The sequence below is a fragment of the Sulfurihydrogenibium sp. YO3AOP1 genome, assembly GCF_000020325.1.
Taxonomy (GTDB): Bacteria; Aquificota; Aquificia; order Aquificales; family Hydrogenothermaceae; genus Sulfurihydrogenibium.
On record NC_010730.1, the window covers coordinates 859592 to 874450 of the forward strand.

The window sequence follows — 14859 nt, forward strand, 5'->3', positions numbered from 1 at the left end:
AAAAGAAAAGTGAAACAGTTTGGGCGATTCATGAATCGCCCTTACAGAATAAGCTAAAAAGTTGGAAGTAAAGCTGTGTCATTCTGCAACTGTGCAGAGGATCTCAGCCTTTTTGTCCCTATTTTGTCATTCTGAGCGTCAGCGAAGAATCTCATTTCTACTATTTTTTTAAAAGATGAGATCCTTCGGCTTACAGCCTCAGGATGACAAGGAAAGGTAATCTTACAAAAATTCTTACAACACTCTCTTACAAATCTTGAATATGTTTAAAAACATTCTATATTATTTTAAGTTTATGTAAAATAAATATAAAAAAATTAACAGAGGTAAAATATGAAGTTTTACATAAAAACTTTTGGATGTCAGATGAATGTAAATGACTCAGAAAAAATGGCAGGTATTTTACAAACTCTTGGATATACACCTACTGAAAATTGGGAAGAAGCAGATGTTATACTCGTAAATACATGTTCAGTAAGAGAAAAACCAGACCAAAAAGTTTTATCAGCACTTGGTGAGTTTAAAAAAGTAAAAAAACATAATCCAAATGCAGTCATTGGCGTTTGCGGTTGCTTAGCACAAAGGGCAGGATACGAAATTTATCAAAAAGCACCATTTATAGATATAGTTTTTGGAACGACTAATATCCACCATCTTCCAAATCTTTTAGAAGAAGCAAAAAGCGGAAATAAAGCTATAGAAATTTTAGAAGAAATAGACGAGAACGAAAATCTTTTAGACCAGTTCCCAACTGTAAGAGAAAATAAATATACAGCATTCGTTACTGTAATTAGAGGATGTGATAAAAAATGTACTTACTGCATAGTTCCAACAACAAGAGGTAGAGAAAGAAGTAGAAGAATCGGCGATATTCTAAGAGAAGTTCAATACTTAGTTGAAGATGGTGTTAAAGAAATCCATTTAATAGGTCAAAATGTTACTGCTTACGGAAAAGATTTTGGAGATGTGAAGTTTTGGGAGCTTTTAAAAGCTGTGGCAGAGGTTGATGGAGTAGAAAGAATTAGATTTACAACAGGGCATCCAAGAGATTTAGATGAAGATACTATAAAAGTTATGGCAGACCTGCCGCAAATCTGTGAAGCCTTACATCTACCAATCCAGGCAGGTTCAGACAGAATACTGCAAGCAATGGATAGAGGATATACTCAAAAAGAGTACCTGCAAAAAATAGAGCTGCTTAAAAAGTACATTCCAAATATAGCATTGTCTACTGATATCATAGTTGGATTTCCGGGAGAAACTTACGAAGATTACTTAGAAACAGTTAAAGTTATAAAAGAAGTAGAGTATGACCAAGTGTTTGCATTTAAATATTCACCAAGACCAGGAACTCCAGCAGCAGATTTACCAATGACAGAGTCGCCGGAAGAGCTTTCAAAACGTTTAAATGACTTGATAAATTTACAAAAAGATATAACTTTTAAAAAGAATCTTGAATATCAAGATAAAATAGTTGAAATCTTGGTAGAAGAGATAAACCAAGAGAATAAGTTGGTAGGCAGAACAAGGACTAATAAACTTGTTTATGCAGAAGGAAGTCCAGAGTATTTAGGAAAATTAGTAAATGTAAAAATTGAAAAAGTAAATAGATTTTCCTTAGAAGGAAGTATAATTGGAGGCGATTAATTATGGTTGAGATGGAAGTCCAAGGTATTACATTAGACCCAATAACAAACATGCCTGTGTTGTTATTAAAAGGCAAAGAAAATGATGAAATTCTAACGATTTGGATCGGAGTATTTGAAGCAAACTCAATTGCTATGTATTTAGAATCAATGACCTATCCAAGACCGCTAACCTATGACTTATTTACAAACATCCTAAACTCGCTCTCAACATCCGTTGAAAACATAATAATCCATACTTTAAAAGATAATACTTATTATGCTTCAATCATCTTAAGAGACAAGGAAGGTAGAACTGTTGAAATAGATGCACGTCCAAGTGATGCTATAAACATTGCTCTAAGGTCTAGATGTCCAATATTGGTTTCAGAAGAAGTTTTAGCTGAAGCTAATAATGGCAAAAAAGAAAAAATTGATGAAGAAGACCTAAAAGAATGGATAGAATCACTAAAGCCAGAGGATTTTGAGAAAAATATAGAATTCTAAGATTTTAATAAAGCAAAATTTTTTATAAGATATCTTACCTAAATTCACTGTATTTAAAATCATATTTAAAGAGATTTATAATGCGAGTATTTCTTTTTATTATTTCAATCTTTATATTTTCTTGTACTTCCGGCAAAGAGATAAAATGGTATGACTTTGAAGAAGGCTTAAAAAAAGCAAAACAAGAAAATAAACTAATTCTATTAGATATCTCAGCAAAGTGGTGTCATTACTGTAATCTTATGGAAACAACAACCTACTCCAACCCAGAGATAATAAAAATAATCAATCAATATTACATACCTATTAAAGTAGATGCAGATTTAAGAAAGGACATAAACAAAAAATATAATCAAGGAGGACTGCCAACGACCGCTATCCTAACTTCTGATGGTCAAATCCTTTATGGAAATTTGTATCTTCCACCTGAAGATATGAAAAAAATATTATTGTACTTTATAAACCTTTCTAAGGAAGATTTAGAAAATCTAAAACGTCAGAAAAATTTAGCTTTGCTACCAAAAATAAAAATTCAAGAAAAAGAAATTGACGAACCTACGATTAAACTTGTAAAATCAAGAACTTTGTCATTAATAGACAAAGAATATGGTGGTTATTATGATGAAGTTAAATTTCCAATAGATAACATTGTTTATTTTTTAATTTTAAGATATTTGGAGAATAAGGAAGATAAAAATCTGCTTATTAAAACCTTAAACGGTTATGAAAAATTGATAGACGACCAAGAAGGTGGTATTTTTAGATATGCAACGCAAAAAGACTGGACATCTCCTCATTATGAAAAACTCTTGAGAGACCAAGCTCTTATTTCGGTAGCCTTTTTCAATGCATACTCTTTATTACAAGATAAAAAATTACTTGAAGATGCAAACATGATATTAAACTTTGCAAAAAACAAGCTCTATGACAAAAACAAAGGATATTTTTATGCAAGCCAAGGTGCGGATATAGTTGACGATGAAGGAAAAATTTTAGTCTCAGGAGAAGTGTACTTTTCTAAAAACAAACAGGATAGGGAATTTATAGAAAATGTTTATAGAAGAAAATTGTCGCTGGATAAAACTTTTTACTTTTCAGAAAATGCTTTGATGGTAAAGGCTTTGTTATACTCGTATATATTTAATAATGATAATCAAGATTTAAAAAACGCTGAAAATCTTATGAGAAAAATAATAAAAGATGGACTTAAAGATAAAGGAATCATTCATACTTATTCTGTTGAAAAGTACTTTTTAGATACACAAGTAAACACTTTAGAATCATTATTCCTGCTTTACCAAATAACCGGAGATAGCTATTATCTTAAAAATTTCAAAGATTTACTTTTTATAATATTAAAAAATTACTATTCTAAAGAAATTGGATTGTACACAGATTACGAGGATACCGGTCTAAACCTAAACAGAATAAGTTATGTAGACAGTCTTGTTTCTTTAAATTTTAAACTTGCAAAAATCATTTACTCTTATCAACTCTTAGATAACAATAAAGAGTTGGAGAATATAAAAAATAATATATTAAAGAGATTGATCAACTTTGACACGGTAGAAGCCGGACTATCTATATATCTCTACACAAAACCGCCATTATTCACTGTATCTGTAGCCAAAAACAGAGAAATAGATAAAGTTTTATTTTCATTTTTTCCTTATTGGAATATATCTATGTCTTTTTCTTCTGAAGATAAATTACTCTCTAAAATAGGTTATCCTTACGAAGGAATTGATGTTGTCTATGTTTGCTCTTTGAAACTATGTTTTGAAAAAATTGAAAAATCAAAACTATCAAATGATAGTATAAAAAATGTTTTTGAAAAATACTTTAAAATCTAATTACTGCTGCACCCCAGGTTAATCCACCACCAAAAGCAGTTAAAAGAATGTAATCCCCTTTGTTAAACCTTCCTTCTTTGTAGGCTTCGTATATAGCAATTGGAATGGATGCAGCACTTGTATTTCCGTATTCGTGAATATTGCTGTAAACCTTTTCTAACGGTAATTCTAATTTTTCAGCCAACGCTTGAATGATTCGTATGTTGGCTTGATGAGGAATTACTAACTTAATATCTTCTTTATTTATCCCGGCTTTTTGTAATGCTTTTAAGCAAGCAGTTTCCATGGATTTAACAGCCTGTTTAAAAGTTTCTCTTCCTTGCATTCTCAGCTTCTCGCCAACCTGACAGTGTAAAAGATGACCATAAGAACCATCAGACTTCATCACTGTTGATAAAATATCACTTGAAGAGTTAGATTTAGAAATCACGACAGCACCGGCACCATCTCCAAATAGTACTGCAGTTGTTCTGTCAGTCCAATCGATTATTTTTGAAAAAACTTCACTTCCAACTACAAGAATATTTTCAGCTTTCCCGGATTTTATAAAACTATCCGCTATTGTAATACCATATATAAAGCCGCTACAAGCAGCTGAAAAATCAAAAGCCATTGGATTTTTACATCCGAGTTTATCAGCTAATATACAAGCTGTAGAAGGAAATACATTATCCGGAGTAGACGTTGCTACAATTACGATGTCTATGTCCTTTGGAGTTAATCCTGCATTTTCAATAGCTTCTTTTGATGCGTGAAAAGCAAGGTCGCTTGCCTTAACCCATTCATCTGCTATTCTTCTTTCTTTTATTCCAGTTCTTGTTGTAATCCATTCATCCGATGTATCAAGGATTTTTTCTAAATCATGGTTAGTTAAAACCCTTTCGGGAACATACATTCCTATGCCTTTTATTTCACTAGACATTGTTTTCTCCGTAAACTTCTTCTTCTTTTCCTTTTATCAGCTCTTGAGGAATTAGAGTGTTAATATTTTCAAGGAGTTTTTTGTTAAAATCGTGATTTACAAATTCAGAAGCAAATCTCAATGCGTTTTTTATAGCTTTTTCATCAGCTCTTCCATGAGTTATTATACATGTTCCCTTAGTGCCAAGCAAAGGAGCACCGCCGTATTCTGTAAAATCTGCTTTTTTCTTAAATCTTTTTAAAGCAGGCAACATTAAAGCTGCACCGATTTTGGATACAAAGCTTTTTTCTACTTCTTCTTTTATCATTTCAAGAATAATCATTCCAAGACTTTCACTAGTTTTTAATACAACATTCCCAACAAACCCATCACAAACAATAACATCAAAATCACCGGTGAAAATATCTCTACCTTCTGCGTTCCCAATAAAATTTAGTTTGGTCATTTTAAGTAGTGGATAGGTATCTTTTACAAGCTCGTTACCTTTTCCTTCTTCCTCTCCGATGCTTAAAATCCCCACTTTTGGATTATCAGATGTTTGAAGGATTTCTTTGACATAAGTATGACCCATTACTGCAAAGTATAAAAGATGTCTTGGTCTGCTGTCTACATTAGCACCAACATCAATCAGTACAGTTCTTGTTCCTTTTTTGTTTGGAAATGCTACTGCTATACCCGGTCTCTCTATTCCTTCTGCAGCTCCAATGATAAACTTTCCTATGCTCATTGCAGCACCGGTATTTCCGGCAGACACAAAAGCCTGAGCTTTACCTTCTCTGACTAATTTACCTGCAATATGCATAGAAGAGTTTCTTTTTTTTCTTAGAGCTATGGATGGGGATTCGTGCATTTCAATGACTTCAGGAGCATCTATGATCTGAATCGGAAGATTTTCTATCGAAAGATTATTTTTTTTTATTTCCTCTTCTAATACTTCCTTCTTTCCTACTAAATATACACCTATTTTATACTCTTTTGCAAACTCTATTGCACCTTTAATATTACAGAGAGGAGCATAATCTCCTCCCATTGCATCTAAAGCTATAAACACTTATACGACCTCAATAACCTCTTTGTTTTTGTAATATCCACAGTTAGAGCAAACTCTGTGAGGAGCTTTTGGCTGACCGCACTCAGGACAGATAGAAAGTCCGGGCATTTTTAATTTCCATTGTGCTCTTCTCATAGCTGTTTTTGCTTTAGATTTTTTCCTCTTAGGTACTGCCATATTAAAAGCCTCCTTTTTTCAATTTTAAAGGATATATTATATCAAAAATTTAAGATTTAAGAGACTCTAATTTAGCAAAAGGGGACAGCTTTCTTCTCATTTTCTCTTCACAATCACACTGCTCAACGTTCTTATCCGCTCCACAGTAAGGACATAAACCTTTACAATCTTCATTACAAAGAAGTTTCATCGGAGTATTTACAATGATTTCTTCTCTGATAAAATCATACACATCAAATTTTTCTTCATCTTCTAAGTACTCAGAATATAGCTCAGCCTCTGAAAGTTCCTGATGTTTTAGGTGTTTTTTTGTAAATAAAATACTTTCGCTAATATTAAACTTTTGAGAAAACTCAGTTAAACATCTATCACAGTGCATTAAAATAGACGTGTTGAAGATAGCTGTGATAACATAGCCATCTTTGTCTTTAAGTAAATGTAATTTTACAGATACACTTTGCCCATCTTTTACGATGTACTCTTCTGGTAAATCTAACTCATTCATTGGAATATCAAATTCAAGCTCTTTAAAAGGCTCTTTTTTAAGCTCTTCTTTTAGGTTTAAATATATTTTCAATTTAACTACCTCATAAAAAAATTTTGTTATAATATAGTACAATGATTTTAAATGACAAGACAATCAGAAAATATATAAGCGAAGGTTTACTTGAGATAAATCCTCTTGATGACATCCAAATTCAGCCCTCTTCTGTTGATTTAAGGCTTGGAAATGAGTTTTTGATTTATCCAGAAGACATAGAAATAATAGATGTAAGAGACCCATATTTTTCTAATAGACTTATAAAAGAGATAGCCACAGAAGAAGGATTTATTATCAAACCAAAACAGTTTGTACTTGCTACGACGATAGAGTATATAAAACTTCCAGACTTTTTGACTGCATTTGTAGAAGGAAGGTCTTCCTTAGGAAGGCTTGGCTTATTTATTGAAAATGCCGGGTGGGTGGATGCTGGATTTGAAGGTAATATAACCTTAGAGTTTTACAATGCAAACAGTATTCCAATAAAAATTTATCCTGGAATGAGAATCTGTCAGCTTGTTTTCGCAAAAATGGAAGATAGGTCAGAAAAACCATATAGAGGTAAGTATCAAGGTCAAAGAGGAACAACAGCATCAAGAATATTTTTAGATAGGGATTAAGGTTTTTGTTGATACAAGACGAAGGTTATACAATGATGTCATTCTGAGCGTCAACGAAGAATATCCTGTTTTTTTCTTTTCAAAAAACATCAAAAGAGGAGATCCTTCGGCTTACAGCCTCAGGATGACAAGAAAAGGTAAATTCATTTTACACATACATTACAACTTACAGGAATTTTAGAACATCCTCATAAAAAAGTTTACAAAAAATTTTTTTACTGTTATAATTTAAATTAGTTTTATAAGAATAGGGGGATGAATATGAAACTATCCAAGAAAATTATAGGTACGTTTTTAAGTTTGTCAATTTTTATTCTACCAAATATAGCAGAAGCTAAAACTAAAGGTCATTCAAGTAAAAAAGCAAACCATCATGCAACAAAAGTATCTAAAAAATCAAGCCATGCAAAAAAAAGCCATAAACATATAAAGATAACTAAGGTTTCTTACTCTTACGGTCCAAGAGTGTATGGTGATTACCTTGAGCCTAATAGGGATATTTACAAGTATGCAGTAGGATTACTTGGTACAAAGTACACTTTTGGCGGAAACTCTATAAACGGGATAGATTGTTCATCTTTTGTTCAACACGTTTTTGAGCTTGCAGGATTTAAACTTCCAAGAACCGCAAGAGAACAAGCAAGATATGGATATTTTGTTAGAAGAGAAAGCTTAAAACCGGGAGACTTATTATTCTTTGCAACTTATGCAAGCTTTCCTTCCCACGTAGGGATTTATATTGGCGATGGTAAAATGATTCATGCCTCTTCTAAAGGTGGAAGAGTTGAATTAGCAAATATTAATGAAGATTATTATGTGAGAAGATTTTTATTTGCTAAAAGAATTCCGGCTAATATTAAAGACTTGAAAGAAGTTGAAGATATTGACTCTATGGAGCAGTATATGAACGACAATACATCTGAAAAGAGTAAAGAAAACGACCCAATAGCAAAGATAATACAGGAAAAGAATGGAAAAAATTAAAAGTACAACAATATTAGCTGTTAGAAGAAACGGAAAAACAGTTATAGCCGGAGATGGTCAAGTAACTCTTGGGTCTGCTGTTGTTAAGCATACAGCAAAAAAGATAAGAGTTTTAAATGAAGGTAAAGTTATAGTTGGTTTTGCAGGCAGTGCTGCAGATGGTCTCGCATTGATGGAAAGGTTAGAAGAAAAACTAAACAAGTATAAAGGAAATTTAGTCAAATCTGCAGTAGAGCTGGCAAAAGACTGGAGATTAGATAAATATCTAAGAAGATTAGAAGCTGTAATGATAGCTGCAGATAAAAATAATATGCTTTTACTCTCTGGAAATGGTGATGTGATAGAACCTGATGAGCCTGTTTTGGCTATAGGTTCTGGTGGAGATTATGCAAGGTCTGCTGCGTTGGCGCTCTATAGAAATACAGATCTTGATGCTCGCAAAATCGTAGAAGAGGCGATGAAGATAGCCGGGGAAATCTGCATTTACACCAACCAAAACTTTGTAATAGAAGAAATTGAATGAAATCTTTCTTGAAGTAGCTGTTCCTGTACCACTTTACCAAACTTTTTGGTACAGGTTTCAAACTGAGTCCTTAGAAAATTTTGTAGGCAGAAGAGTAATTGTTTCATTTAAGAGTACTAAATCCTATGGATTAGTCATTGGAATATCTAATTCTATCAAAAACGTTCCGGCAGAATATAGAAGCAAACTAAAAGATATCATAAAAATCGATGATTTTCAAGTATTTACAGAAAAAGAAATAAACATCATTAAAAAAATTTCAGATTATTATCTATCTCCGATAGGTTTGACGATAGATTTTTTCATTCCAAATATCTTAAGAGAAAAAGCCATAAAAGACCCGCTTGCTTTTAAAGTTTTTAACATTAATGAAAATGTAGAGCTTAAAAAAATCTCAGAAACAGCTAAAAAAATTATTCAAATCATTCAAGAAAATCAGGAAGTATCTTATGAAGATTTATTATCACTTGGATTTTCTAAAAAAAGTATTAAGAGTTTGCTTGATAAAGGTATTCTTATTCCTGTTGAAAGTAGTATAAAAATAAAAACTCCTGTCTTTAGACAGCCAAAAACGGCTGACTATACTCCAAAACTATTAGAAAGTCAGATGTATGTTTATGATAGATTTTATTTCAAAAATAGGTTAAAAGCTTACACATCGCTTATAAAAAAATATGTTAAAACAAATAAAAGTGTGTTGATTGTCGTTCCAAGCATTGCCTTTGGAAATATACTTTATAAAGATTTATCTCAAAAGTTTGAAAATGTATATTTTTATCATGATGGAATTAGTCCAAAGCTTCAGTTTGAAATTTTTAAAGAGATAACAAATAATCCATCTATTGTGATCGGAACAGTATCTTCTTTGCTTATTCCTATAAAAGACTTAAATCTCTTAATTCTTGAGCAAGAACATTCATCAGCTTACAAAGTTTTAAGGTCTCCAAGATTTGAGACAAAAAGGGTTTTATATTACATTCATAAAGAAAAAAATATTCCAATCATCTTAGCATCTTCTATCTTATCCATCGAAAGCTACTTGATTAATGCTACAAATCTAAAAAAAGATAAAGATGTTATAAAATCTTATGTAGAAATCAATCCTTTTAAGTCTATCAATAAAACTTTAAATAAACTCCAAAGCTTGATTTCAAAGAAAGGAAGAACTCTGATTTTAACTAATAAAAGCTATTACTCCGGGTTCATTTACTGTCCAAGATGTGGATGGGAAGCAGTTTGTCCAACCTGTGATGTTCCGCTAAAAACTTACATTCAAAATAACACTAAAATTTTCAGATGTCCATCTTGTAAAAAAAGGTTTGAATACTTTAAAACCTGTCCTGAATGTGATTTTAAGCTAAAGGAGACTGGATTTGGAAAAGAGTTTGTTTTTGAATTTCTTAAAAAAAGTGATAAACTTAGAAAGCTACTGGATTCTAATAAAATCATTGTAGAATCAAGTTTAAAGGATATATTGCAGTTTGAAAGCTTTGATATGGTTATAAATCTTTATCCTGATTTTATTTTAGATTTACCTGATTATAGGTCAAATGAAAAATTTTTAAGGTCTGTAATATCTCCGTTAACAGTAGCTAAGGATAATTATATCATTTTTTCTAATACACTGGAGAGTTGGCTTGCGGAAAACATTGGAGCTAAATCCTTGGATGTAAATCAAATTTTAGAAAATTTTTATAAAAAAGAAACTATCTATAGAAAGAAAAACAAGCTACCACCGTTTTTAAAGCTTGTAAGATTTAAAATTGTGTTTAAACCAACTCAAAAAGAGTATGTTGAAAAGGTATTGAGAGAAATCTCAAGCTTGAAAGTATATTCTTTCTCTCAAAAATCAAATAGTTTTAATTATTATTTTGAGTATAAATCAGAAAAAGAAAAGGAAATGATAAAGGTTTTAGCTGAAAAACTGTTAAAAAAGGGTGTGGATGTAATTATAGAAGTCGACCCTAAGAGTTTTTAATACCTTGGGTGGGAAATTAGTGGTTTTTATAAAATTTAAAAAGGAGAAGCTTCGGATTTAGGTCCTCAGGATAACGGTCAAAGGTTGGTTGATAAATATCTGAGAAAGGGTAACCTCATTTGTCATTCTGCAGCCGGCGAAGAATCTCCTACTTTTGTTGAATTTTTCACCTGACGTATATTATTTATATATACTAATAAAATATAGCATCTTCCTAAAACAGAGGTTAATTTATGAAAAAAATATTCTTAATTTTTGCGATTTTTTTTGTATCAACAGCTTTACTTTACTTCTATAACAAAAACAAAAACGGATATGAAACTTATAAGCTTGAGAAAAAAGAGGTTGTTAAATCTATTTATGCTTCCGGATATATAGATAGTGAAAATAGCGTAATAGTTAAATCAGAAGTTTCTGGCTACGTTGAAAAAATATATGTAAAGGAAAACGACCAAGTAAAGAAAGGTCAAATCATTGCGAAAATATCAAATCCTACACTTTATGAAAATCTAAAAGATATAGAGTTTCAAGCACAGCTTGTCAAACAAAAACTTTCTGAAAATTCAGATTTTAGAAAGCAGTTTATCGAAAATATAGAAATGAAAAAAGCAAACTATGAAAATCTTTTAAAGGTTTACGAGAGAAGAAAAAATCTATTTGAAAAAGGGTTGATCCCAAAAGAGCAGTTTGATGAGGTAGCTAAAAATTTAGAAGTAGCCAAGAGAGATTATGAGAAAGCGGTTGCAAGCTATCAAGATAGTTTAAAAGAGTTGTCTTATCAGCTAAAAAGCTTTGAAGCTAAAAAGGCGGAAGTAGCCAAAGAGATTGATAAATACTATATAAAATCTCCGACAGATGGCAAAGTTTTAAGAAAATTTGTAAATGAAGGAGACTATATAAACAATATCTCTCAAAATAATCAGCTTTTTGCTATTGGAAGTTTAGATAAGAGAGAGACGGTTTTATTGGTAGATGAAGAGTATGCACCACTGCTTAAAGAAGGAATGGAAGTTCTCGTAAAGCTTGATTCTTATCCGGATAAAGTTTTCACCGGAAAAATCAAAACGATAGAGTCTCAATCTGACAAAAATTCAAGGACGGTCAAAGTTAAAGCAGATGTTAACTATGACAGACCTGTATTGTTAAACATGACGGTAGAATCTAATATAATTTTAGGAAAGGTTTCTGGCTTGTTTATTCCAGAAAATGCTTATAAAAATGGCTATGTCAAATTGTTAGAAAATGGAGAAATCAAGAATGTTAAAGTAGAAGTTGATAAAGAAAAATATAATGGTTATCTAAAAGCTTTAAGTGGTTTAAACGAAGGTCAAATCATAGTTATTGGTAAATAAGATGTATCATATACTTTTTTTAGCTTTAAAGTTTTTAGTTGAAAGAAAAAGACAGACTTTTGTCTCAATTGTTGGTGTTGGAATCGGTGTTGCAGCTTTTATAGTTATGGCTTCATTGATGAATGGATTTCAAAAATACTTTGTAGAGCAAGCAATAGACTTAAACGCACACATTACACTTAAGACAAAACCGGAAGATATACCGGATAGAATTTTAAAAATTTACTATGGTGATAAAATTATTCCGGTAATTCTTGGGTCTAAACCGCCTGAAAAGAAGGATAAAATCACAGATTACAAATTTATAATAGAAAAGTACTCAAACAATCCTGATATTCTTGGAGTAGCACCACATCTTGTAAGTCAAGGTATATTAAAATATGGAACGGTTGAAAAGTCTGGGTCATTGATTGGTATAGACCCAAATTTGGAAAGAAAAGCATCGGTAATTGATAAATTTATAGAAAATAAACGATTAGATGTTTTATTAGCAGACGAAAACAGCATAATTATCGGTAAACTTCTTGCCAAAGACCTTGGAATATACGAAACGGGAAAAAAAGTAATACTAACAACGCCAAACGGAAACACACATCTGTTTAAAGTTGTTGATTTTTTTAACTCAGGAATTACAAACTTAGACCAAACAAGAGTTTATCTAAACCTTAGAACGCTTCAGACCATGCTTCAAAGACCAAATGAAGTTAATGAGCTAATATTTAAAATAAAAGACGTAAATAAAGCAGAAAGGTTAGCAAGATTAATCTCGCAAGAGACCGGTTATTACACTGAAAGCTGGCAATTTGCATACAAAAACTTTTTACAGCTTTTTAAAATTCAAAACTACATCACGTACATGATAGTATTTGCTATTTTGGTAGTATCAGCTTTTGGAATTTTTAACATCATAATGATGACAGTTATGGAAAAGAAAAAAGATATAGCAATTTTAAAGACCGTTGGATATGAAGATGATGAAATAATAAAAATCTTTACATTTCAAGGTATAATCATTGGCTTTTTTGGCTACATAATAGGAGCAATACTTGGCTATTCTATCCAAGAATGGCTATCAAGCTTAAGAATAGACGTTGAAGGCTTAATAAGAGCAAAAGGCTTTATTCTTGACAGAAGTATTCTTTACTTTGTTTATGGCTTTGTTTTTTCAATGTTTTTCTCCATATTGGCATCTTTTTATCCATCTTACAAAGCATCTAAGCTAAATCCTGTTGATATTTTTAGAAGTGGTGGATGATGGAAATTATAAAAGTAGAAAATATAAACAAGTTTATTGCTAATGAGCATATTTTAAAAAATATTAATCTTTCAGTAAAACAAGGAGAGTTTGTAAGTATTATAGGTCCATCCGGTTCAGGAAAAAGTACATTACTATACATACTTGGACTTTTAGACCAGCCAACAGATGGAAAAGTTTTTGTTGAAAATCAAGAAATAAATTTTAAGGATAAAAAAAGAATTTCAGAAATAAGAAACAAGAAATTTGGATTCGTGTTTCAGTTTCATTATCTGATAAATGAACTTACAGCTTTAGAAAATGTTATGGTTCCAATGTTAAAAAGTGGAGTAGAAAAATCTGCGGCAGCGGATAAGGCAATAAAAAATCTCGAAAAGCTTGAACTTGAAAAAAAGCAAGACAGAAGACCTTACGAGTTATCAGGTGGCGAACAGCAGAGAGTATCTATTGCAAGAGCTTTATCAAACAATCCATTGGTAATTATTGCAGACGAACCAACGGGGAATCTTGACTCAAAAAATACCGAAATAGTCATGGAAATATTTGAAAATCTAAACAAAGAAGGAAGAACTATAATCATGGTAACTCACGAAATTGATTTAGCAGAAAGAACTCAAAGAATCATAAAATTAAAAGATGGTGAAATTATAGAAGATTTAAAGAAAATTTGAGTTATAATAATTTCTAAAAAAGGGAGGCATAAAAAATAATGGATATTACCACAATCGGTGGGATAATCGCTGCCTTAGTTTTGTTTGCTGTAGGTGATATAATGGAAGGTGGAAACCCGGCCGGACTTGTTCATATATCTTCTATTATAATAGTCGTACCTACAACATTATCAGCTGCTGCTGTAGCAACAAAACAAAAATATGTTGCAGCTGCTTACAAAGAACTTAAAATCGTATTTGGTAATCCTCAATTAAATCCAGAAGAGACTTTAGAACAAATTATAAAAATAGCTGAAAAGGCAAGGAAAGAAGGAATTTTAGCAATAGAATCTGATATAGGTAATATAGATGATCCATTTTTTAGAAAAGGTCTGCAGATGCTTGTAGATGGATTAGAGCCTGAGGTAATTAGAGAAAGAATGGAGTTGGAGATTGGAGAGATAGAAGAGTATTACGAAGGTGCTGCAAAATACTGGATTACGGCAGGAGAAACTACGCCGGTTTTTGGTCTTGTCGGTGCAGTTATGGGATTAATCCTTGCATTAAAAAGACTTGAAAATCCGGTAGAAATGGCAGAAGGTATAGCGGGTGCTTTTACTGCAACTGTTACAGGTATCGTATCTTCCTATCTCCTTTTTGGTCCATGGGGACACAAAATGAAAGCTAAAGCTAAAGATATAATTAAAACTAGAGAAATGATATTAGAAGGTATAATTGGAATAGCATTATCTAAAAATCCAAAAATGCTTAGAGAACAGCTTATGATTTACACAGGAAAATCTGAAGCTAAAGAGGCTTAA

General features: G+C 31.6%; 15 protein-coding genes. 11 read left to right on the top strand and 4 right to left on the bottom strand.

Going from position 1 to position 14859, the window contains the following annotated elements; translation table 11 throughout:
* Positions 1 to 333: 333 nt before the first annotated feature.
* From miaB to SYO3AOP1_RS04260, 3 genes are all read left to right on the top strand, one after another.
* Positions 334 to 1647 carry a tRNA (N6-isopentenyl adenosine(37)-C2)-methylthiotransferase MiaB gene (gene miaB, locus SYO3AOP1_RS04250; RefSeq protein ID WP_012459528.1) on the top strand — a complete coding sequence of 438 codons (1314 nt, stop codon included), beginning with the start codon at positions 334 to 336 and terminating at the stop codon, positions 1645 to 1647.
* Between the two features lie 2 nt (positions 1648 to 1649).
* Positions 1650 to 2132 (top strand): bifunctional nuclease family protein, encoded by a 483-nt coding sequence (locus SYO3AOP1_RS04255; protein WP_012459529.1) that lies wholly within the window; start codon positions 1650 to 1652, stop codon positions 2130 to 2132.
* Positions 2133 to 2212: 80 nt separating this feature from the next.
* Positions 2213 to 3985 (top strand): DUF255 domain-containing protein, encoded by a 1773-nt coding sequence (locus SYO3AOP1_RS04260; RefSeq protein ID WP_012459530.1) that lies wholly within the window; start codon positions 2213 to 2215, stop codon positions 3983 to 3985.
* Here the strand turns inward: SYO3AOP1_RS04260 and SYO3AOP1_RS04265 are convergent.
* The 4 genes from SYO3AOP1_RS04265 to SYO3AOP1_RS04280 are packed head-to-tail and all read right to left on the bottom strand — an operon-like array spanning position 3975 to position 6712.
* Positions 3975 to 4907, bottom strand: a complete 933-nt coding sequence (locus tag SYO3AOP1_RS04265; protein ID WP_012459531.1) for a beta-ketoacyl-ACP synthase III — start codon at positions 4905 to 4907, stop codon at positions 3975 to 3977. The genes SYO3AOP1_RS04260 and SYO3AOP1_RS04265 overlap by 11 nt on opposite strands.
* Positions 4900 to 5958, bottom strand: coding sequence for a phosphate acyltransferase PlsX (plsX, locus tag SYO3AOP1_RS04270; protein ID WP_012459532.1), 1059 nt, complete (start codon positions 5956 to 5958; stop codon positions 4900 to 4902). The genes SYO3AOP1_RS04265 and plsX overlap by 8 nt, the downstream gene beginning before the upstream one ends.
* Positions 5959 to 6135, bottom strand: coding sequence for a 50S ribosomal protein L32 (gene rpmF, locus SYO3AOP1_RS04275; protein WP_012459533.1), 177 nt, complete (start codon positions 6133 to 6135; stop codon positions 5959 to 5961).
* A gap of 49 nt (positions 6136 to 6184) precedes the next feature.
* Entirely contained in the window at positions 6185 to 6712 is a 528-nt protein-coding gene (locus tag SYO3AOP1_RS04280; RefSeq protein WP_012459534.1) for a DUF177 domain-containing protein, read from the bottom strand.
* A 41-nt stretch (positions 6713 to 6753) separates the two neighbouring features.
* On the opposite strand from SYO3AOP1_RS04280, the gene dcd reads away from it, so the two are divergent.
* The 8 genes from dcd (at position 6754) to motA (ending at position 14859) form a co-directional block, all read left to right on the top strand.
* Positions 6754 to 7296: a dCTP deaminase gene (gene dcd / locus SYO3AOP1_RS04285; RefSeq protein ID WP_007547003.1), complete on the top strand. Its 543-nt coding sequence runs from the start codon at positions 6754 to 6756 to the stop codon at positions 7294 to 7296.
* 261 nt (positions 7297 to 7557) lie between these two features.
* Positions 7558 to 8280 (top strand): C40 family peptidase, encoded by a 723-nt coding sequence (locus SYO3AOP1_RS04290; protein ID WP_012459535.1) that lies wholly within the window; start codon positions 7558 to 7560, stop codon positions 8278 to 8280.
* Entirely contained in the window at positions 8267 to 8803 is a 537-nt protein-coding gene (gene hslV / locus SYO3AOP1_RS04295; RefSeq protein WP_012459536.1) for an ATP-dependent protease subunit HslV, read from the top strand. The genes SYO3AOP1_RS04290 and hslV overlap by 14 nt, the downstream gene beginning before the upstream one ends.
* Positions 8796 to 10781 carry a primosomal protein N' gene (locus SYO3AOP1_RS04300; RefSeq protein WP_012459537.1) on the top strand — a complete coding sequence of 662 codons (1986 nt, stop codon included), beginning with the start codon at positions 8796 to 8798 and terminating at the stop codon, positions 10779 to 10781. Before hslV ends, SYO3AOP1_RS04300 begins: the two co-directional genes overlap by 8 nt.
* A gap of 233 nt (positions 10782 to 11014) precedes the next feature.
* Entirely contained in the window at positions 11015 to 12133 is a 1119-nt protein-coding gene (locus SYO3AOP1_RS04305; protein WP_012459538.1) for an efflux RND transporter periplasmic adaptor subunit, read from the top strand.
* A 1-nt stretch (position 12134) separates the two neighbouring features.
* The gene (locus SYO3AOP1_RS04310) at positions 12135 to 13388 is read left to right on the top strand and encodes an ABC transporter permease (RefSeq protein WP_012459539.1); all 1254 of its coding nucleotides are present in this window, start codon (positions 12135 to 12137) and stop codon (positions 13386 to 13388) included.
* Positions 13388 to 14059, top strand: a complete 672-nt coding sequence (locus tag SYO3AOP1_RS04315; RefSeq protein WP_083766929.1) for an ABC transporter ATP-binding protein — start codon at positions 13388 to 13390, stop codon at positions 14057 to 14059. Before SYO3AOP1_RS04310 ends, SYO3AOP1_RS04315 begins: the two co-directional genes overlap by 1 nt.
* 38 nt (positions 14060 to 14097) lie before the next feature.
* Positions 14098 to 14859: a flagellar motor stator protein MotA gene (gene motA, locus SYO3AOP1_RS04320; protein WP_012459541.1), complete on the top strand. Its 762-nt coding sequence runs from the start codon at positions 14098 to 14100 to the stop codon at positions 14857 to 14859.